Here is an 18,317-nt window from a genome sequence, read left to right as displayed (position 1 = left end):
TCCCCTGAGGCCCTCAAACCTAGATTTGTCCAAAACAAAACAATGAAAAAAATCATCTTATTAGTTGTGGGCATTGGGTTTAATGCCTTTATGTATGGACAAGGTACCATAAATATTGATACAGAAAAGAGTGTAATTAATTGGTCGGGATCCAAATTGTTCCAGTTCAATGAGCATTATGGCACAGTCAAGTTTTCTAAAGGCACAATTTTTTGGTCTGGCAATATGGTCATGGGAGGCTATTTTGAGGCGGATATGAATTCCATTGTCAATACGGATGGCAAATACAATGATATGCTGGTGTCCCATTTAAAAAATGAGGACTTCTTTGATGTGGAAAATAACCCTATAGCCCAATTAAAGATTGTTGAGGCCCTGTATGTTGAAGAAGACGAAATTGGTGTTGAAGCCCTGCTGACCATAAAGGAGGTTACCCATCCCATAAAATTTAGAATGAGTGTTGAGGAGCGGGATCAAACCTATGTATTCAAATCCAAATTTGTAATTGACAGGACCCGATGGGGCATTAGTTACGAATCCAAAGGGATTATTGGTAGTGTCAAGGAAAGCATCATTTCAGATGCTATCGCCTTTGAAGTGGTTTTGGTAACCAAACCAGGGTGTTAAATGGAAAAGCTTTTCTTTTTTCTGTTGATGTGCTCCTTGATCAATATCTGTTGTCAGAAACAGGTTGAGAACAAAGAAACCCTATGGACCATAGCTTGGAGTCCAGACGGGAAATATATTGCAACAGGGGGCAATCAAGAAGTGTTGAAAGTATTTGATGCCAAGACTTTTGAACTGTTGAACACTTACCCAGTTCCAGGGGTACAACTAAGTAGACTGAAATGGCACCCCACCCAGAACCTTTTGGCCGTTATTACCCAAGGAAGAACCTTTAAAGCCAAAATACTTGATTTGGACACTGGGAAATGGAGAGAGCTGCAGGATTTGGAATCGAGCTTTAGAGCACTGGACTGGAATCATACTGGAGAACTGCTCGCTGTTTCCGAACTTGAAGATACGGTGTCCGTTTATACCGTGCATGGGAGCCGTGTAAGTCGATTCTTAGCCGACTCAAAGGGAGTTGCTGGCTTGGATTGGCATCCTTCTAAAAACATTATGGTCACGGTCGGGGATCAGATAGGGATTTACACACATCTGGGTGATACGATCAATGCTTTTCTACCAAGAAATGCAGAGACCCTTGTACTGTGTGTGGAATGGCATACTTCTGGCGATTTTTTTGCTGTTGGGGATTATGGCCTACTTGAAAATAAAGTAAGCGATAAGGACAAACTCCTCCAATTTTGGAATATTGATGGTAAAAAGCTTCATGAAATCAAACCAAAAAAGGCCGAATACAGAAATATAAGATGGAACCCAAATGGAAAAAAATTGGCCAGTGCAAGTGATGCATTGCGGATTTGGTCCCAAGCTGGAGACCTTATAGCTGAATCGGCATCGGCTAATGATTATCTATGGGGCGTGGATTGGAGTCCTGATGGCAAGTTCATAGTAACTTCAAGCAGTGAGGGGAAGATTGCTTTGTGGGATAAAAATGCCAACCTCCTAAGAGTTATTGAGGAATAAAAAACCCAAACTCTTTGGGGAATTTGGGTCTAAGTGGTGACGTCACCTCGAGCACTGTTAAGAGGTCTCGACTGCGCTCGACCTGACAAATTTATACTATCCTTTGGTAGTCGCAGAAAGATATTCCCGGTTCATACGGGCAATGTTCTCCAAGGAAATTCCTTTTGGACACTCCACCTCGCAGGCTCCCGTATTGGTGCAATTTCCAAAGCCTTCCAAGTCCATTTGACGGACCATGTTCTGCACGCGGTCTGCAGCTTCCACCTGACCTTGGGGCAATAAGGCAAATTGGGAAACTTTCGCCGAGGTGAACAGCATGGCACTCGCATTTTTGCAGGCTGCTACGCAGGCCCCACAACCAATGCAGGTTGCAGCGTCCATGGCTTTGTCTGCATCTTCCTTTGGAATGGGAATGGCATTGGCATCCACGGTATTTCCGGAGGTATTCACAGAGATAAAGCCACCGGCTTGCTGAATCCGGTCAAATGAGCTTCGATCAACAATCAAATCCTTGATGACAGGAAAAGCTTTGGCTCTAAAAGGTTCTATTACGATAGTATCCCCATCATTGAACTTGCGCATATGCAATTGGCAGGTGGTAATCAATCTATCTGGTCCGTGAGGTTCCCCATTGATTTGCAAGGAACAAGTTCCGCAGATACCCTCCCTACAATCGTGATCGAACTCCACTGGTTCCTCACCTTTTGAAACCAGCTCTTCGTTTAGGATATCCAACATTTCCAAAAAAGACATATCGCCCTCAACACCATCTAGGGTATAATCCACGATTTGACCCTTAGTTTCGGCATCCTTTTGTCTCCAAATTTTTAGATATAACTTCATAGCTTTTATTTGTAAGAACGTGTCTTTAATTCGATATTTTCGTAAACCAAATCCTCTTTGTGCAACTCAGCATCCTTGGGTTCTCCTTTAAACTCCCATGCGGCTACGTATTTGAAGTTCTCATCATCACGCAACGCTTCCCCTTCTTCGGTTTGGTATTCTTCTCTAAAATGACCTCCACAAGATTCTTTCCTATGTAAGGCATCCTTGGCAAAAAGTTCTCCCAATTCTAAAAAGTCTGCAACCCTTCCGGCTTTCTCCAACTCTTGGTTTTTGGAATCGGCTTGACCAGGAATTTTTACATTTTCCCAAAAGTCCTTTCGCAATTCAGCTATTTCGCCAATGGCTTCCTCCAATTCTTTTTCGTTTCTGGACATGCCACATTTGTTCCACATGATCTTACCCAATTTTTTATGATAATAATCCACGGAATGGATACCGGTTCCGGACATCATTTTTTCCATTCTACCTCTGACTTCATTTTCAGCGTCCTCAAATTCTGGCAAATCGGTTGAAATGGCTCCAGTTCGGATATCGTCGGACAAATAATCACCAATGGTATACGGCAACACAAAATAACCATCTGCCAAACCTTGCATTAAGGCTGAAGCCCCAAGTCGATTGGCACCATGATCACTGAAATTGGCTTCCCCTGCACAGTAACAACCGGGAATGGTGGTCTGTAAATTATAATCAACCCAAAGACCACCCATGGTATAGTGCACCGCTGGATAAATCATCATTGGGGTCTTATAAGGATTCTCATCCACAATTTTTTCATACATCTGGAAAAGGTTACCGTACTTGGCCTCTATAATTTCCTCTCCTAGTTGTGTAATGGTTTCTTTATCCGGATTTTTGATACCGGAGGTCATGGCCTTTTCCTTACCATACCTCTCTATGGCTGCTGCAAAATCAAGATAAACAGCCTCGCCAGTCTTGTTCACGCCAAACCCGGCATCACATCGTTCTTTAGCTGCCCTGGAGGCAACATCACGGGGAACCAAATTTCCAAAGGCGGGATATCTACGTTCTAAGTAATAATCGCGTTCTTCCTCGCCCAATTGCGTAGGCTTCAATTTCCCTTCCCTGATAGCGACGGCATCCTCCATGCGTTTCGGTACCCAAATACGACCATCGTTCCTCAATGATTCAGACATCAAGGTCAATTTGGATTGATGTTCTCCGGAAACCGGAATACAGGTTGGGTGGATTTGCGTATAACAAGGATTGGCAAAGAAAGCTCCTTTTTTATGGGCACGCCATGCTGCCATCACGTTACTTCCCATGGCATTGGTGGACAAGAAGAAAACATTTCCATACCCCCCAGTTGCCAAAACTACGGCATGGGCACTGTGCCTTTGAATTTCTCCGCTTACCAAATCACGGGCAATAATTCCACGGGCTTTTCCATCCACTAAAACCAAATCCATCATTTCATGGCGGTTATACGCTTGGATTTTCCCTCGGTTGATTTGTCGGTTCATGGCCGCGTAGGCACCTAAGAGCAACTGCTGTCCGGTCTGTCCTTTGGCATAAAAGGTTCTGGAAACCAATACCCCACCAAACGAACGGTTGTCCAAAAGACCTCCATATTCGCGGGCAAAGGGCACCCCTTGTGCCACACATTGATCTATGATATTAGCAGATTCTTCAGCCAATCGATATACGTTGGCTTCGCGGGAGCGATAGTCCCCACCTTTGATGGTGTCGTAAAACAATCGATATGGGCTATCCCCATCTCCTTGATAGTTTTTGGCTGCATTGATACCTCCCTGTGCTGCAATGGAGTGTGCTCTTCTGGGAGAATCCTGATAGCAAAAAGTCTTAACGTTATAACCCAATTCAGCCAATGTGGCTGCCGCGGCTCCACCGGCCAATCCAGTCCCAACAACAATTACGTCAATGTTACGCTTGTTGGCAGGATTAACTAGATCGATATCATTTTTATGCTTGGTCCATTTATCGGCCAAAGGACCAGATGGAATTTTAGAATCCAATATGCCCATAATTAATGTGTTATTGGGTTAAGGTGATGGTATAGTGCAATGAACACAAATGCCAAAGGCACTACCACCGCAAATATTTTTGTAAAAGATTTAATGGCCGGGGTGTATTTGTTGTTCACTCCCATAGATTGGAAGGAGGAAGAAAACCCATGCCACAGGTGTAGACTGAGCAGCACAAACGAAATCACATAAATGATGGTTCGCCAAAAGGGGGCAAACTTTTCAACCGTTTCCGCATAGTAACGAGTAGGGTTTTCAGGATTCATTTCGATGTATTTATAGGTCATTTCATGTACCCAAAAATCGTAGAAGTGCAATCCTAAAAATGCCAAAATAACCAGTCCGGAATAAATCATGTTTCTGGAAACCCACGGTGCATTGGCCGCGCCGCTATATTTTACATAGCTGATTCCCCGTGCTCTTTTATTTTGTAGCTCAAGACCAAACCCCATCACAAAATGCACAATGACACCAATGATCAAAATGGGCTGCATGAGGTATTGCACCAAAGGGTTGTATCCCATAAAATGGGAGGCCTCATTAAAAAAATCGGGGGAGACGACCGATGCTAAGTTGATGGTTACGTGCAGTACTAGAAAAATTACCAGAAAGAGACCCGAAAGTGCCATCACTACCTTGCGGGCAATCGAAGATTTTATCAATCCACTCATTAGCGTTGGTTTTAACTACAAATTTACGGCACGGGTGAGTTTTTAACAAGCTTTCAACAGCCATAAGGGTCTTATTTAGACCGATTTTAACCTATGCTCGGAATGGCTTCAACTTGAAGCATTTAATTGGGATAAATTTCGAACAACTGGGAATTTTAACCGATATTACAATTGATTTATAACTGACCAAAATCCCTTATGGACATTGCCATTTTATCCGTGAGCCTTAATGTACACTCCACTAAGAGGATCGTTGAGGAAGCCCAGAATGCTGGACATTATGTGGAGGTTATTGATCATACCAAATGCTCTGTAAAATTGGGCGAGGGTAGGCCCCAGATTTATTTGAATGAGGAAAACGTGACCAATGAGTTTGATGCCATCATTCCCAGAATTGGAGCTAAGGTTACCAGGCACGGAGCGGCCATTGTGAAGCAGTTTGAAATGAACAATGTGTTCAGTACGGCACGTTCATTGGGTATTACCAGGGCGCGAAACAAGGTCCGAACACTTCAAATTATGGCGCGCAAGGGCATCCCAATTCCCGAGACGGTCTTTTCCATCAATCCGGACAATATTGAAGAGCAGATTAAATTGTTGGGCGGACCGCCGGTAATCATAAAGCTTCAAGAAGGAACCCATGGGATGGGCGTAATATTGGCCGAAACCAAAAAATCTGCCAAGTCCATCATAGATACGTTTTATAAGATGGATACCAGTATTCTTTTGCAACGCTATATTGCCGAGGCCAATGGAGAGGACATCCGAATTATTGTGGTGGGCAACAAGGTGGTGGCCAGTATGAAGCGAACCAGTGATTTGGACGATTTCCGATCTAACGTACACCGAGGAGCCGACACAACGGCTATCAAACCTACCGCCAAGGAGCAGTACATAGCCTTGAACGCCACTAAATATTTAGGATTGGGCGTTGCTGGAGTGGATATAATGCGCTCCAAAAAAGGACCGGTTCTAATTGAAGTCAATGCATCTCCCGGTTTGCAAGGCATTGAAGCTGCAACTGGCGTTAATGTGGCCAAGCATATCATTCAATTTGTGGAAAAAAATGGGTATCGAAAGCGAAAATAAAACCATTGCCATCAATGGAGAAAAAGTTGCGCCTGGACAGAACAAGTTGGTGCAGATAGATATTGCACGATTGCCGACCGGAACTTTGATTCACATACCCGTGCATGTTTTTAATGCTAAAAAAGCAGGGCCCACCGTGTTGGTGCAGGCAGGCTTGCATGGCGATGAAATTAATGGGGTGGAAACGGTCCGAAGAATGCTTCAGAACGATTTATTTGACATTAAGAAAGGCGCTGTAATTGTGGTACCCATTCTAAATATTTTTGGTTTTATACATTTTTCACGGGATGTTCCTGACGGGAAGGATGTGAACAGGAGTTTTCCTGGAAGAAAAACGGGTTCCTTGGCCAGCAGGATTGCATACACTTATACTTCGGAAATTTTACCCCAAATCGATTTTGGAATAGACCTTCATACCGGAGGTGGACAGCGGTTCAATTTTCCACAGATTAGGTATTCCCAAGAAGACAAGCAAAGCAAAAAATTGGCAGAAGCTTTTAACGCTCCCTTCTATTTTGCTTCTAGATTGATAGCGGGTTCCTTTAGGAAGGCTTCTCTTAGAATGGGAATCCCAACCATAGTGTATGAGGCAGGAGAAAGCATGCGTTTTGATGAAGGGTCAATTGAGCAAGGAATGCTTGGAATTAAAAATGTATTGAATTCTCTGGGAATGCTCTCCAAAAAAATGGCATCATGGGAAAAGAAGTCCATTGAATTAAACAAAACACGTTGGCTCAGGGCTTCTAGGGCAGGCATGTTTATCCCGCAAAAAGTAAATGGAAGCTCGGTGGTCAAAGGAGAAATCTTAGGAATGATTACAGACACCGACGCCAAGAAAAACAAGAAAATAAAGGCCCCATTCAGTGGGTATATCTTTTGCATTAACCACCAAGCGGTAGTAAACCAAGGAGATGCTCTATTCCATTTAGGATGTTAAATAGTTGGTTGTTCGTTTTTAGCCTCAATTTTTGACAGGCTCCAATTAATGGCGGTCTCCAAATCAGAAAATTGACGAATGTTATTTCTGAAAAACATCTTCTCTAAGATGATACTGGCAAGGCCACTTTTGTTATAGGCAACAACGGAGTAAAGCTCAAGTTTGTGACGGTGCGTGTAGAACTTGATCCAATCTGTGGGCACCACAGAGTAGTCGTGGATTCGGTTGGAAATGTATGCGATGGGTCTATCTTGTCCAATCACTTCGTAAGCGGCATCAATGGCTTTTTGGGCCATGGACCAATTAAAAACCACACCCTCCTTGATTTCGGAAATAACAAGTCCATCGAAAAAATAGAATACCCCAAACTCATATTCTCGAATCTCCCGAATATTCTTAAAGAATGCTATTTCCCGAACACGTTGCATACGTTCCAAAAAGAGATAATTGGTTAAAAAAATTGAAAAAGGTTGGTTGGAAACCATAAAAATAGGAATTATTGGGCGGAATTCCCTAGACAAATAGGGATTATGTGGGCTATTTTTAGATAAATACCCTGTTATAAGTATGGTTTTTGCTGGTAAATTCTGACAAAAACCTGCAAAAGCTTGGGGATTTATCTTTTGCAGGTTGTTTTACTAGTAGCTAAACTTAGCCGTTTTTCGATTTTTGCCCAAGGTCATATGCAGTCGTAAATTGTGACGCAATTTTTTCCCACGCACAAATCGTACTACCAACACATTGTCTCCGAATGACCACTTTGGATACTCCAAGGCGATTTTTTTCCTGACATGTGAAGGGAGGACTTGGTTCTTATATCGTTCTATGGTTTTGACGAGCTCACCTTTACTGTCATACCATGCATGTACCAGGGCATTTTCATTTGCGAAAACAACATGGTAACGCGAAGGTTCGTTTTTATCGAATTCTTGCAAAGCATCCAATTCAAATTTGGCCACTTTTTGTTGCATAGGGTGTACCGAAGTAAGGAAACTACTTGAAGTTATCTTCGAAACATAGTGGGCGTTTGGTTCCTCAAAATCGTCCATGGGAACGGGAGCATACCTCTTGGGTTCAGCTCCTTGGTTAAAGGCCAATAGATCTAGTTCTTGTGTGCTGGCTGTGGTGTATAAGACCAGCGATAAAAGTGCTGTGATGAATAATTTATTTTTCATTTTATGGTTTTTGTGATTACGATTTATGATTTTCTAAGAGGTGTCTACTGGTAAATTCGTACTGGCTCCATTTGGGCAATGGATGGAATTGCGATGCCTGCACATCCCTGAACAAGCGTTCCAACAAATGCCTTTGATAGAACCCCTGCCCCCCAATAATTTCCATCGCTGAGCTGACAGTTTCCCTGGCCAAGTCAGACACATTGGTCTTATAAGCCAAAACATCAGCTGAGGTCAATCCTAGAGGTTTAAAGTTGAGGTTGTTGGCCATGGACCGCATAGCTACCCATTGCGCTTTACAAGCCAAAAACGTATTGTGGAGTTTTCCAATACTATAGGGTAGATGGCCCAGACTTCTTTTTTGCGTCGCAGCTATGGCCAAATGCTCCGCTTTTTCTGCAATACCTACATAGGCAGACATAATCAACGGCATTGCCACCGTTAGCACTACATTCCAGATGGGATGAAATTCATTTCTTTCCCTCTTTAGCGCTATACTTTCCTCGGGAACAAACACCTCTTCAAAAATGATGGTTTGGGAACCTGTTGCCCTCATTCCCAAAGTGTACCAATCATCCAGCAGGGAAACCCCTTGCTGCTTCAATGGAATGGAAAAATGAAGTACATATTCTCCACCATCAATGTCCGAAAACACTGAACTGGTAACAGCCACGTCCCCTATTATAGACTGACTCGCAAAGTGTTTTTTGGCGGAAAACAAATAACCTCCATTCACTTTTTTAAGGGTTCCGTTGGAATCCAACCAGTCTTTGGCCCCTGTGCTGACCAAGACCAACTGTTGTTCCGCAATCTTTGTCAATGTTTCTGCGCCCTCATTTTTGTGTTTGTATTTCCAAACAGCCGCTGCTACCAAATGCTGGTGCATGGAGAAAGCCAAGGCCGTAGAACCACAATTGTTGCCTATGATTCTAATGATCTCACACATTTCCGTATAGGTTATTCCACCACCGCCCAACTCCTCGGGAATAAGCGCGGAGAAAAACCTATGGGCTTTTAAGTCTTCGTAGTTCTCATAAACAAAGGAGGCTGTCCTGTCCTTTTCATTGGCCCGTTGGGCGAAAAGCTCCCCTAGCTGTTTTGCCAAATGTGTCCAGTTTTCTGTTTTGATGGTTGTAGTTTCCATGATTTTCTAATTTGATTACCATGCAAAATTGCTACAACCTTGGTGAGATGCATTTTCCTAAAAGTCCAAATAGTTTGTGCTGAAGCTCACACTATTTACCTAAAAAACAGATGGTTGTACTTATTGGGCTTTAATGTTGGACCTAAACTGATGTGGAGGGAGTCCGTATTTCTCTTTAAAAGTGCTATTGAAATGGGAAGTGTTTTTGAAGCCACTTTCATAACAGATTTCATTGACGGTCAAGGAAGATTGATTCAACAAGGTTTTGGCATATTCGAGCCGTTTGTTTTTGATCCACCGCCCAGGGGTTTCCTTAAAATGGGATTTAAAATCACGCTTAAAAGCTGAAAGACTGCGTCCGCAAAGTCTTGCAAATTCATCTAAACCTAGGTCGTATTGAAAATTAAGCAACATGGTGTGTTCCATATTGGCCTTTTGCAAATCGGATAGGGAATACAGGTACTGGGCTAAAGTTCGGTTCTTGGGATTCAATAGGATGTTGAACAATAATTCCCGAAATTTAATCTCCACCAAACTTTTCGGAATTTCTCCAGCTTGTTTGAAGTAATTGAAAATACTTAGTATCAGGGCCTCGAAGGAATCGTTTACATCAACTTCAAAGATTTGCTTGAAGTCGATCTGGGCAGATACAAATTTTAGCTCGAGATGGTCCCTAAAAAAATTGGCAACAAAGTCATCCGTAATAAAAAAGAGGATCACACAGTAGTCCACTTCAAAGTGCTGGCGTGTGGTATATACTCCCTTCCGTACAAAAAGGGCATCCCCTCCCTGAATTTCAAATGTTTGATTGGGACCAAACCAATCTTTTTTGCCACTGATGACATAGTTAATGATATGGGAATCGGTAAATAGTTGAAAATTCTCAATATCTATGGGACACTTGTACTCTACGAACAGATAGTTGTCTCCCATGAGCTTGTTGAACTTGGGATGTCGCTCAAAATATCGCTGAATATCTACTATCATTCTTTATCGATTTGGCTACTTGAACAGCATGGCCTGCCATAAATTTAGCTACAAATAGCTCAACCACCATTTTTCTCGATGGGCTGTCTTGTAGTTGTTGTACCAACTGCAAATGGGATAGAGCGCAATAATGAGCACAACCCAAATAAGATAAACTACCCAGAGATCAAAGCCATACCCCTGCAGTTGGGGCTGGAGGGTAATCCAAAGATCAATGACCATATCAGAAAAACTGAAACCCGTCATCATGGCAGCAATAACCGCCAATGCATGAATGACATAGATATGCAAGATGTAAAAAAACATAGGTACCCTTCCTATAACCACCATTTTTTCCGTCCATTTGTTTTGCCAATTTTCTACAAGGGCCAAGAACACCAAAGAGGGTCCAAGGGTTATCAATAAGAAATGAAGGGACGGAGGGTATTTTGTGACATTGAAAAATGAAGCAATGGTGAGTCCAACAGATTCTTGTGTGGCCCAATGATACGAATCCCCATAAATATTGATGGCCCTTAAGGCAAAAAATAGGAGGGTCAAACCCAAACCCATTTGCACTAATCGGGAAATTCTAAGTTTTGGGTCAAAAGACGGTTTATAAAGCTCTCCCAGATAGTAACCCAGAGGCATTACAAAGATCCAGGGAATCATGGGATACCCAACGAAGATTTTGATAAATCCCATGTCAACAAGATTAAATACATGTAAAAATGACCAAAGTCCTGCCGCAAAAGGTGTGGTAGGGGCCACCGAATCCAACAAATTATGTCCAAAAACCGCCACTAGACAAATAGCAAGACCCAGTTTTTTGGGAAGGTGGATAAATGCTGCCAAAAAGATCATGCTAATCCCCAGCACCCAGATGACCTGTAGGAGTACTCCTGAATAATCCAATTTGAACATCCAAGCCAATTTAATAATGGTAAACTCGGCAATGATCAACCAAATACCTCTTTTCAGTAGCCAAATGGAAAGTGATTTTTTGTCTCTGCGCTGTCCAACAAAAAAAGCGGAGGTGCCAGCTAGAAAGACAAAAACCGGGGCGCAGAAGTGGGTCACAAAACGGGTCCAGAATAAAGGCACATTGGTCTGGGTTAAATCCGAAGGATCAAAAAAGTAGGCATCGGCATGGAAATAATCCCGGACATGGTCCAATGCCATGATGATCATTACCAATCCACGCAACATGTCAATGGATTTAATGCGTTTTCGTCTATCATTTTCCATGATTTGAAAGGTTTAGGTTGATGTATTTGCCAGTGCTAAAAGGTTCAACCAATCAGTGGGGGAAAGGGAATATTGAACCAACAAGATTTCTAAATTTAAGAAAATCTTTAATTCTTTAAGGCTGATTTCCAACCTTATACCTTAGGAACTTTACCACAAATTGATAAAGTGAAGAAAGTCCCACAAACCCAATGGAATCTACTCTATGGAGAATTCAATTTTTTGGTTTTGCCCATTCCCGGAAATTTCAACTGCGTAACTTCCCTTGGGGAGGTAGGTTTTTCCATCTTTGGCTTCCTCCAGTTTCATTTTATTTCTTTTAAGGAAGTTGCTTTTCCCTTTTTTGGAGAAGGCCAAATCATAGGAAAGGACGTTTAGTCCTTTTTCAGCTTCCATTTCGGTGGAGCTGACTTCTGTGCCATTCGCGGTCAATACCTTGGCAACGCAAGAACCCGGAGCGGAACAATAGAAATTTATGTCCAAGCCTGGCGTATCTGGTTTGCCCCAGGTGTAGGAGGCGTTGCCCCAACTCTTGGAATGTTTAATGGCATCTACCTCAAAAACAACCAAATCCTTGGAAATAGCTTCCGGGGTCATTTGTTGCAACACCGAAATATCTGCCTTATAAATACTTCGGCCATGGGTCCCAACCAAAAGATGTTTGGCTTCGGGCTGAATGACCAAATCGTGTACAGCCACATTGGGCATTCCATTTTGGAAAAGTTCCCAGGTTTCCCCTCGATCAAGGCTGGTGTACAAACCGTTATCTGTACCTGCAAATAGGAGGTTTTCGTTTTCGGGATCCTCAACCAGCGCATTTACCGGCGATGCAGGAATGTTGCTTGAAATATTCTTCCAAGACTTTCCATAGTTCTCACTTACATATATATAAGGAGTAAAATCGTCTGAACGATAGCCGTTCAAGCTTGCATATACCCGTTCCTTGTTATGTTTGGATGCTGCCACTTCGCTCACCCATAAATTTTGGGGGAGGGAACCAGAGATAACATCCCAACTCCCTCCTCCATTTTTGGAGACTTGCACCAACCCGTCATCACTTCCAGTATATAACAACCCAAATTTAAATGGAGATTCTGAAATAGTGGTCAGGGTGCCATAGGCCACATTACCAGGTTTACCCCCTTGGGTCAAATCGTTGGAAATGGTCTCCCAATCATCGCCTTGGTTCAAAGAACGGTGTAGTTTGTTGCTGCCCAAATAGAGGATATCTTGGTTGTGCTTGGATAAGAGAATGGGAGTTTGCCAGTTGAAACGGTATGGAGATTCGCCCAACTCATGCTTAGGCTGAATGTACTTTTGTTTTCCACTACCTAAATCCAAACGGTAATAATTTCCAAACTGATAGCCCGTATATACGGTATTGGAATTTCTACTGTCAATCTGGACTTGCATGCCATCCCCTCCTAGAATGGATTTCCATGGATTGGAGCCATTTTGATGCCATCCACGATCTTCTTTATTGTTATGTGCGCCTTTCCAAACCCCATTGTCCTGTAAACCGCCGTATACGTTGTAAGGTTCCTTATGGTCTATATTGATGGCATAGAATTGTCCCACTTTGGGCGAATTGTTTTTCACCCAATTTTCTCCATCGTCATAGCTGATGTTGAGCCCTCCATCATTACCGTTGATTAAATGTCCAGATCGCTTTGGGTTGATCCAAAGCGCATGATGGTCCACATGCACATTTTCCTTGCCAATGGATGTAAAGGTATCCCCGCCATCTTCAGACTTGACCAGAGGCACCCCGGCCAAGTAAATATGGTTCTTGTTGTTGGGGTCTATCCTGATTTGTGCAAAATAGTATCCATAACTATAGAATAGATCATTAATATATTTTGAGTTCATTTTTTGCCAGCTCGATCCTGCATTGTCACTACGATACACCTCAGCGCCGATAACCGGGGTGTCAAATAAAAGGGAGTTGGCATTTTCCAAATACTTGGCCAAATCTACAGGCTTCACCGAGCCGCTCCGCACCAATTGTTTTACGTTCTGCGCTCTATACTTTTCCTGAAATCCATTGGTCTTCAGATATTCGTTCAACTTTTTATCATCCAGGGCAAGAAAGGTTTCGTTGTCCATCAACTTAAAGTCGTCTTTGGTTAGTTCGTCCTTTTTTGCCTTGTCTTTTTTCTCTCTTCGGAACTGGCTATCGTGTACTGCATAGACTGTGTTGTCGTCAAAAACAGCCAAGCCAATTCGACCTACACCATTTCCCGTAGGGAAACCGCTGCCCTCAGTGCTGATCAATGTCCAGTGGCTACCGCCATCCACACTTTTATAAATACCCGAAGCGGAACCGTTACCGGTAAAATTCCAGGCTTTACGATCCTTTTCCCAGGCCGCGGCATATTGAATATTGAAGTTATTGGGCGCAAAGGCCATATCAATGATTCCCGTTGCTTCGTTGACAAAAAGTGATTGTGTCCAGGTCTGTCCACCATCTGTGGTTTTATAGACCCCACGTTCTTTGTTGGGTGAATAAAGATGTCCCGTTACCCCTACAACGACCTCATTTGTATCGTTGGGATTGATCAATATTCTGCCAATATGATGCGAATCATGCAATCCCATATTTAGCCAAGTTTCCCCTTTGTCTGTAGATTTCAAAATACCAATCCCGGCATAGGAAGAACGGGAGGAATTGTTTTCACCCGTTCCCACCCAAATGGTTCCATTGTTCCAGTCCACAGCTATGTCCCCAATATTTTGGGTGTTGGAATTATCCAAAACTGGAGTAAACGAAATTCCGTTTGTGTTGGTGTACCAAAGTCCCCCAGAGGCATAAGCCACATAAAATTCTGTAGGATCATTTGGGTTGACATCCAAGTCCACCACCCTACCGCTCATCACGGAAGGGCCAATATTTTTTAAGGGAATATTTTTAACCAAGGACGTTTGGGCCATTTGTGTTTTTTGTGCCAAAGCCTCAATTACAGCACGGGCCTCAGTGGGCTTCTGTTGTGCTGGAATCGTTTGAAAAAGAAGTAGCAGCAAAGGGAGTAGGAATTGTTTCATGAACTAGCTGTTTTGTTTCAATGTGGAAGGTATGAATTTGTCATCGGTATAGCAATTACCTACATTTGGACAAACCTTTTTGAAACATGAAATACCACGCGATTAGCAAGCAGCTTTTTGTTAAAAACCGCAAGAAATTTATGGCTCAAATGCAGCCTAAAAGTATTGCTGTGTTCAATTCCAATGACATATATCCCATTAGTGCAGATAGCACCATGGCCTTTGAACAGCACAGGGATATTTTTTATTTAAGCGGAGCCGATCAAGAGGAAACAATATTGCTGCTTTTCCCAGATGCATTGGATAAAAAACACCGGGAAATCTTGTTTGTTAGGGAAACCAATGAGCATATTGCCGTTTGGGAAGGTGCTAAGTTGACCAAGGAACAAGCTTCAGAAGTATCTGGTATAGAGACCATTTATTGGCTCACCGATTTTGACAGGATTTTCTTTGATTTGATGACGGAGGCGGATACCATTTACTTTAATACCAATGAACACTATAGACAGGCTGTGATTACCCAAACTAGGGAGGATCGATTTATTGAAAAATGCAAAAAGGATTTTCCCGCACATAGATGGGCGAAGAGCAATCCTATTTTGCAGCAAATTAGAGGAGTGAAGGAACCCGAGGAAATTGCATTGATGCAACAAGCTTGTGATATCACTGAAAAAGGGTTTAGACGGATTTTGGAATTTACCAAACCGGGTGTTTGGGAGTATGAAATGGAAGCCGAGTTCCTGCACGAGTTTGTAAAAAACCGTTCAAAGGGTTTTGCATATACTCCGATTATTGCTTCGGGTAACAATGCCAATGTGCTGCACTATATTGAAAACAACCAACAGCTTAAGGACGGGGATTTGATCCTGATGGATTTGGCCGCGGAATATGCCAACTATTCCAGTGACCTTACCCGAACCATTCCGGCAAACGGGAAATACAATGCCCGGCAACGGGCGGTCTACGATGCCGTGCTTCGGGTTAAAAATGAAGCTACGCAACTTCTGGTGCCCGGAACCATTTGGGCTGAATACCATAAGGAAGTGGGTAAAATAATGACCTCGGAACTTTTGGGCTTGGGACTATTGGACAAGGCGGATGTACAAAATGAAAATAAAGATTGGCCGGCCTATAAAAAGTACTTTATGCATGGTACCAGTCACCATATTGGATTGGACACGCATGATTATGGGGAATTAAAAACTCCGATGAAAGCCAATATGGTGTTCACTGTGGAACCTGGAATCTATATCCCGGATGAGGGCTTTGGGGTGCGATTGGAAGATGATGTGGTTATTCAAGAGAAAGGGGAACCCTTTAATTTGATGCAAAACATCCCAATTGAAGCAGAAGAGATTGAGGAGTTGATGAACCAGTAACCAACAGCAAAAAATAGCTTGACTCCTCACTTCGTTCAGAGTGACAATTAAGACAAAGGAACAAATGCGATTCTTAAGCTTACTTCAAGTAGACATAGACAAGAAAATAGAGGAGGCTCCGGACAGTTGGTATGAGATAGGAGTGGTTATTGGATCATACCTGCCTTTTGTAGTTTTGGTGGGGATTGCTTATGCGATATACCATTATAATAAAAAGAATAGGGGATCCTGATATATTATTGCAAAAAGTCCATCTATAGAATCTATTCTTTGGAAGCAACAAACAGTTCCCTTACTTCAATATCTAAAATTTCAGCAATCTTGTAAAATGTTTCAACGGGTGGTTGCATATCATTTGTACACCATCGAGAAATAGTGGATTTATCTTTACCTAATTGCTCACCTAACCACTTTGCAGATTTTTCTTTTTCTGCAAGAACAATCTTAATTCTGTTATATCTAGGTTTTGACATTAAGTCAACTAATTTGCATAAAGCGCAAAAATAGTTGATTCAAAAACATCTTAAATTCAACGATTATTTTCTATATTCGAAAATAAAATTTCGTAAAACGAAAATAAGTTTCTGATATTTGAGCAAAACCCAATAAGAATTCGTAAATGAAAAAAATTAAGATTCAACCCAAGCATAGAAAAAGAACCTATGATGAAATTATTATTCCCGAGATTAGAATGGAAGGAAAATGGTTGGAAGCGCTGGGATTCAGATTAGGGGAATATGTACAAGTGGAATGGGTGCAGGATAAATTGGTTATTACACCAATCAAAGATGAGAAAAAGTCAAGTCCTTAAATCAAAAAGTAACAATGTAAACTACACCAACCTACATGTTTTGTTTGTAAAGTACAAAGAGGTGAGGGTCATACTTTTGTGCCTTCGGTCTTGTATAGCTATTGGTTCTTTAGGGGAAATCTCATAGTTTGAGGCAGGGGAGAACAAAGAGATTTGTTCACAATTTTTTCTCGCATCATTTTTTTATCATTAAAATGTCGAGAAATGTTTTGAATAGTTTCTGTAAAATTATCAGTTCCATCTTCACGTTTATGATAGAATACTTTAATTGATCGACAGTTTTTATGTTCAAAAATTGTATTAAGCAAGGTTCTGTCAGAAAGACCACATGAGTGTCCCATAACATAAACTTGAAATTTCTCTGAATCGATTAAATCCAGAATTTGTTTATAGTAGGGGGTTCTGGAGTACATAAAAGATTTGAAATGACTTAAATATTCATTTTGATTTAGATTTTCAATAAAACTATAGTCTTCATCCATCTCATCTCCAAAACCAAAAAAAATTTCATAATCACCTTCATTTTTTAAAGATCCATGTATAGGTATTATTTCTGGGGGTAAATAGTAACCATAGTTACCCGTTTTCATGATGCTGGCATAAACATATAGCGAATTGGTATAATTGAAGTTCAAAAAGACCGTCTTTTTTTTCGAATTGTATAGAAATTCATGGGTTTTGGTATTTGTTGAAGCTTCAATTAATTTGTTGTCAAAGTCAGTGATTTCATCATGATCGGCAATAGAAAACTCGTTAAGAAATTTCCTGTTGGAGTTAGTTTTAGAAAGATATAATGGCTTGACTTCAAGAAGATTTAACAGTTGCTGAAAATTGGAAACCCTTCCATTTATTAGGTCATAACTATCCGCAGTATTACGAATTAGATATGATTTTAAAAGCTCTTTAATTTCGTTAAACTCCTTGTTTAGTTGAATAGCATTTGACCTATTTTTACTTATTTGTTCCTTTTCTGCCTCCTCTCTGCTACCTGTGTAGGAAAGAATCTTTCTTTTTGAGATTGTTTTTAATTGGGTAAAATACTCGTATTCTATATCAACCCAATTTTCTAGTGAACGGAGATTCAAATTTTTGAAAAGGTGATTATTAAACTTAAATATTTCCTTTCCAAATCCCTTGCGGGTTGTAGCAATTAGGGTAGCCTTGTTGAAGTAAAATTTGTGATCTTCGCAATACTCTTCAAGATTAGAAATTAAATCCTCAAAACAAGAGATAGAGTTAATTGTCAAAACACGATAAAACTCTAGGTTTACATATACAATTTCCTGCACATGTTTTTCTTCATAAATAGATTTTAAGTTGGACCAAAAATCATTTATGAAATGACCATATGATGTTTGAAGTCCGTGAGCCAAATCAAAACCGTTACCTACAATGATGAGTTTGTTCATT

At 41.5% G+C, this 18,317-nt stretch carries 18 protein-coding genes; 7 read left to right on the top strand and 11 right to left on the bottom strand.

The features are described 5' to 3' along the window. Positions 1 to 42: 42 nt before the first annotated feature. On the top strand, positions 43 to 627 hold the full coding sequence (locus FGG15_RS12380) for a YceI family protein (RefSeq protein WP_138836672.1): 585 nt from the start codon (positions 43 to 45) through the stop codon (positions 625 to 627). Beyond that, positions 628 to 1,593, top strand: coding sequence for a WD40 repeat domain-containing protein (locus FGG15_RS12375; protein WP_138836670.1), 966 nt, complete (start codon positions 628 to 630; stop codon positions 1,591 to 1,593). A gap of 96 nt (positions 1,594 to 1,689) precedes the next feature. On the opposite strand, the gene FGG15_RS12370 is transcribed toward FGG15_RS12375, so the two are convergent. The 3 genes from FGG15_RS12370 to FGG15_RS12360 are packed head-to-tail and all read right to left on the bottom strand — an operon-like array spanning position 1,690 to position 5,116. Further along, positions 1,690 to 2,436, bottom strand: a complete 747-nt coding sequence (locus tag FGG15_RS12370; protein ID WP_138836668.1) for a succinate dehydrogenase/fumarate reductase iron-sulfur subunit — start codon at positions 2,434 to 2,436, stop codon at positions 1,690 to 1,692. A 5-nt stretch (positions 2,437 to 2,441) separates the two neighbouring features. Continuing rightward, entirely contained in the window at positions 2,442 to 4,445 is a 2,004-nt protein-coding gene (locus FGG15_RS12365) for a fumarate reductase/succinate dehydrogenase flavoprotein subunit (protein ID WP_138836666.1), read from the bottom strand. A gap of 2 nt (positions 4,446 to 4,447) precedes the next feature. Then, positions 4,448 to 5,116: a succinate dehydrogenase cytochrome b subunit gene (locus FGG15_RS12360; RefSeq protein ID WP_138836664.1), complete on the bottom strand. Its 669-nt coding sequence runs from the start codon at positions 5,114 to 5,116 to the stop codon at positions 4,448 to 4,450. Positions 5,117 to 5,314: 198 nt separating this feature from the next. Between FGG15_RS12360 and FGG15_RS12355 the strand changes: the two genes are divergently transcribed. Together FGG15_RS12355 and FGG15_RS12350 are read left to right on the top strand one after the other, a co-directional pair. Then, positions 5,315 to 6,205, top strand: coding sequence for a RimK family alpha-L-glutamate ligase (locus FGG15_RS12355; protein WP_138836662.1), 891 nt, complete (start codon positions 5,315 to 5,317; stop codon positions 6,203 to 6,205). Continuing rightward, positions 6,183 to 7,142: a succinylglutamate desuccinylase/aspartoacylase family protein gene (locus FGG15_RS12350; protein ID WP_138836660.1), complete on the top strand. Its 960-nt coding sequence runs from the start codon at positions 6,183 to 6,185 to the stop codon at positions 7,140 to 7,142. The genes FGG15_RS12355 and FGG15_RS12350 overlap by 23 nt, the downstream gene beginning before the upstream one ends. Here the strand turns inward: FGG15_RS12350 and FGG15_RS12345 are convergent. The 6 genes from FGG15_RS12345 to FGG15_RS12320 all read right to left on the bottom strand — a co-directional run bounded on the left by FGG15_RS12345 (position 7,139) and on the right by FGG15_RS12320 (position 14,717). Next, the gene (locus FGG15_RS12345; protein ID WP_237561815.1) at positions 7,139 to 7,627 is read right to left on the bottom strand and encodes a hypothetical protein; all 489 of its coding nucleotides are present in this window, start codon (positions 7,625 to 7,627) and stop codon (positions 7,139 to 7,141) included. The genes FGG15_RS12350 and FGG15_RS12345 overlap by 4 nt on opposite strands. Positions 7,628 to 7,780: 153 nt before the next feature. After that, positions 7,781 to 8,317, bottom strand: coding sequence for a hypothetical protein (locus FGG15_RS12340; protein ID WP_138836658.1), 537 nt, complete (start codon positions 8,315 to 8,317; stop codon positions 7,781 to 7,783). Between the two features lie 16 nt (positions 8,318 to 8,333). After that, positions 8,334 to 9,461: an acyl-CoA dehydrogenase family protein gene (locus FGG15_RS12335; RefSeq protein WP_138836656.1), complete on the bottom strand. Its 1,128-nt coding sequence runs from the start codon at positions 9,459 to 9,461 to the stop codon at positions 8,334 to 8,336. Between the two features lie 120 nt (positions 9,462 to 9,581). Beyond that, a complete protein-coding gene (locus FGG15_RS12330) occupies positions 9,582 to 10,448 on the bottom strand; it encodes a helix-turn-helix domain-containing protein (protein WP_237561814.1) in 867 nt (288 codons plus the stop codon). A 48-nt stretch (positions 10,449 to 10,496) separates the two neighbouring features. Continuing rightward, on the bottom strand, positions 10,497 to 11,675 hold the full coding sequence (locus tag FGG15_RS12325) for an acetyltransferase domain-containing protein (RefSeq protein WP_138836654.1): 1,179 nt from the start codon (positions 11,673 to 11,675) through the stop codon (positions 10,497 to 10,499). 198 nt (positions 11,676 to 11,873) lie between these two features. Continuing rightward, positions 11,874 to 14,717, bottom strand: coding sequence for a beta propeller repeat protein (locus tag FGG15_RS12320; RefSeq protein ID WP_138836652.1), 2,844 nt, complete (start codon positions 14,715 to 14,717; stop codon positions 11,874 to 11,876). A gap of 86 nt (positions 14,718 to 14,803) precedes the next feature. Between FGG15_RS12320 and FGG15_RS12315 the strand changes: the two genes are divergently transcribed. Next, positions 14,804 to 16,096: an aminopeptidase P family protein gene (locus FGG15_RS12315; RefSeq protein ID WP_138836650.1), complete on the top strand. Its 1,293-nt coding sequence runs from the start codon at positions 14,804 to 14,806 to the stop codon at positions 16,094 to 16,096. Positions 16,097 to 16,160: 64 nt separating this feature from the next. Then, positions 16,161 to 16,328: a hypothetical protein gene (locus tag FGG15_RS20205; protein WP_202619554.1), complete on the top strand. Its 168-nt coding sequence runs from the start codon at positions 16,161 to 16,163 to the stop codon at positions 16,326 to 16,328. A 31-nt stretch (positions 16,329 to 16,359) separates the two neighbouring features. Here FGG15_RS20205 and FGG15_RS12310 read toward each other — a convergent pair whose 3' ends face one another. Beyond that, positions 16,360 to 16,569, bottom strand: a complete 210-nt coding sequence (locus tag FGG15_RS12310; RefSeq protein WP_138836648.1) for a helix-turn-helix transcriptional regulator — start codon at positions 16,567 to 16,569, stop codon at positions 16,360 to 16,362. A gap of 146 nt (positions 16,570 to 16,715) precedes the next feature. Between FGG15_RS12310 and FGG15_RS12305 the strand changes: the two genes are divergently transcribed. After that, a complete protein-coding gene (locus tag FGG15_RS12305; protein ID WP_138836646.1) occupies positions 16,716 to 16,907 on the top strand; it encodes a SymE family type I addiction module toxin in 192 nt (63 codons plus the stop codon). Positions 16,908 to 17,005: 98 nt separating this feature from the next. On the opposite strand, the gene FGG15_RS12300 is transcribed toward FGG15_RS12305, so the two are convergent. Further along, positions 17,006 to 18,316 carry an AbiH family protein gene (locus FGG15_RS12300; RefSeq protein WP_138836645.1) on the bottom strand — a complete coding sequence of 437 codons (1,311 nt, stop codon included), beginning with the start codon at positions 18,314 to 18,316 and terminating at the stop codon, positions 17,006 to 17,008. Between the last annotated feature and the right edge of the window lies 1 nt (position 18,317).

Source organism: Flagellimonas algicola (assembly GCF_005937185.1).
GTDB classification, from domain to species: domain Bacteria; phylum Bacteroidota; class Bacteroidia; order Flavobacteriales; family Flavobacteriaceae; genus Flagellimonas; species Flagellimonas algicola.
This window is presented reverse-complemented; position numbering and strand designations above follow the sequence as displayed.

Bases quoted from the DNA above. Each gene is read 5' to 3' on its own strand.
- FGG15_RS12380 (WP_138836672.1), top strand. From the start codon at position 43: ATGAAAAAAATCATCTTATTAGTTGTGGGCATTGGGTTTAATGCCTTT.
- FGG15_RS12375 (WP_138836670.1), top strand. From the start codon at position 628: ATGGAAAAGCTTTTCTTTTTTCTGTTGATGTGCTCCTTGATCAATATC.
- FGG15_RS12370 (WP_138836668.1), bottom strand. From the start codon at position 2,436: ATGAAGTTATATCTAAAAATTTGGAGACAAAAGGATGCCGAAACTAAG.
- FGG15_RS12365 (WP_138836666.1), bottom strand. From the start codon at position 4,445: ATGGGCATATTGGATTCTAAAATTCCATCTGGTCCTTTGGCCGATAAA.
- FGG15_RS12360 (WP_138836664.1), bottom strand. From the start codon at position 5,116: ATGAGTGGATTGATAAAATCTTCGATTGCCCGCAAGGTAGTGATGGCA.
- FGG15_RS12355 (WP_138836662.1), top strand. From the start codon at position 5,315: ATGGACATTGCCATTTTATCCGTGAGCCTTAATGTACACTCCACTAAG.
- FGG15_RS12350 (WP_138836660.1), top strand. From the start codon at position 6,183: ATGGGTATCGAAAGCGAAAATAAAACCATTGCCATCAATGGAGAAAAA.
- FGG15_RS12345 (WP_237561815.1), bottom strand. From the start codon at position 7,627: ATGGTTTCCAACCAACCTTTTTCAATTTTTTTAACCAATTATCTCTTT.
- FGG15_RS12340 (WP_138836658.1), bottom strand. From the start codon at position 8,317: ATGAAAAATAAATTATTCATCACAGCACTTTTATCGCTGGTCTTATAC.
- FGG15_RS12335 (WP_138836656.1), bottom strand. From the start codon at position 9,461: ATGGAAACTACAACCATCAAAACAGAAAACTGGACACATTTGGCAAAA.
- FGG15_RS12330 (WP_237561814.1), bottom strand. From the start codon at position 10,448: ATGATAGTAGATATTCAGCGATATTTTGAGCGACATCCCAAGTTCAAC.
- FGG15_RS12325 (WP_138836654.1), bottom strand. From the start codon at position 11,675: ATGGAAAATGATAGACGAAAACGCATTAAATCCATTGACATGTTGCGT.
- FGG15_RS12320 (WP_138836652.1), bottom strand. From the start codon at position 14,717: ATGAAACAATTCCTACTCCCTTTGCTGCTACTTCTTTTTCAAACGATT.
- FGG15_RS12315 (WP_138836650.1), top strand. From the start codon at position 14,804: ATGAAATACCACGCGATTAGCAAGCAGCTTTTTGTTAAAAACCGCAAG.
- FGG15_RS20205 (WP_202619554.1), top strand. From the start codon at position 16,161: ATGCGATTCTTAAGCTTACTTCAAGTAGACATAGACAAGAAAATAGAG.
- FGG15_RS12310 (WP_138836648.1), bottom strand. From the start codon at position 16,569: ATGTCAAAACCTAGATATAACAGAATTAAGATTGTTCTTGCAGAAAAA.
- FGG15_RS12305 (WP_138836646.1), top strand. From the start codon at position 16,716: ATGAAAAAAATTAAGATTCAACCCAAGCATAGAAAAAGAACCTATGAT.
- FGG15_RS12300 (WP_138836645.1), bottom strand. From the start codon at position 18,316: ATGAACAAACTCATCATTGTAGGTAACGGTTTTGATTTGGCTCACGGA.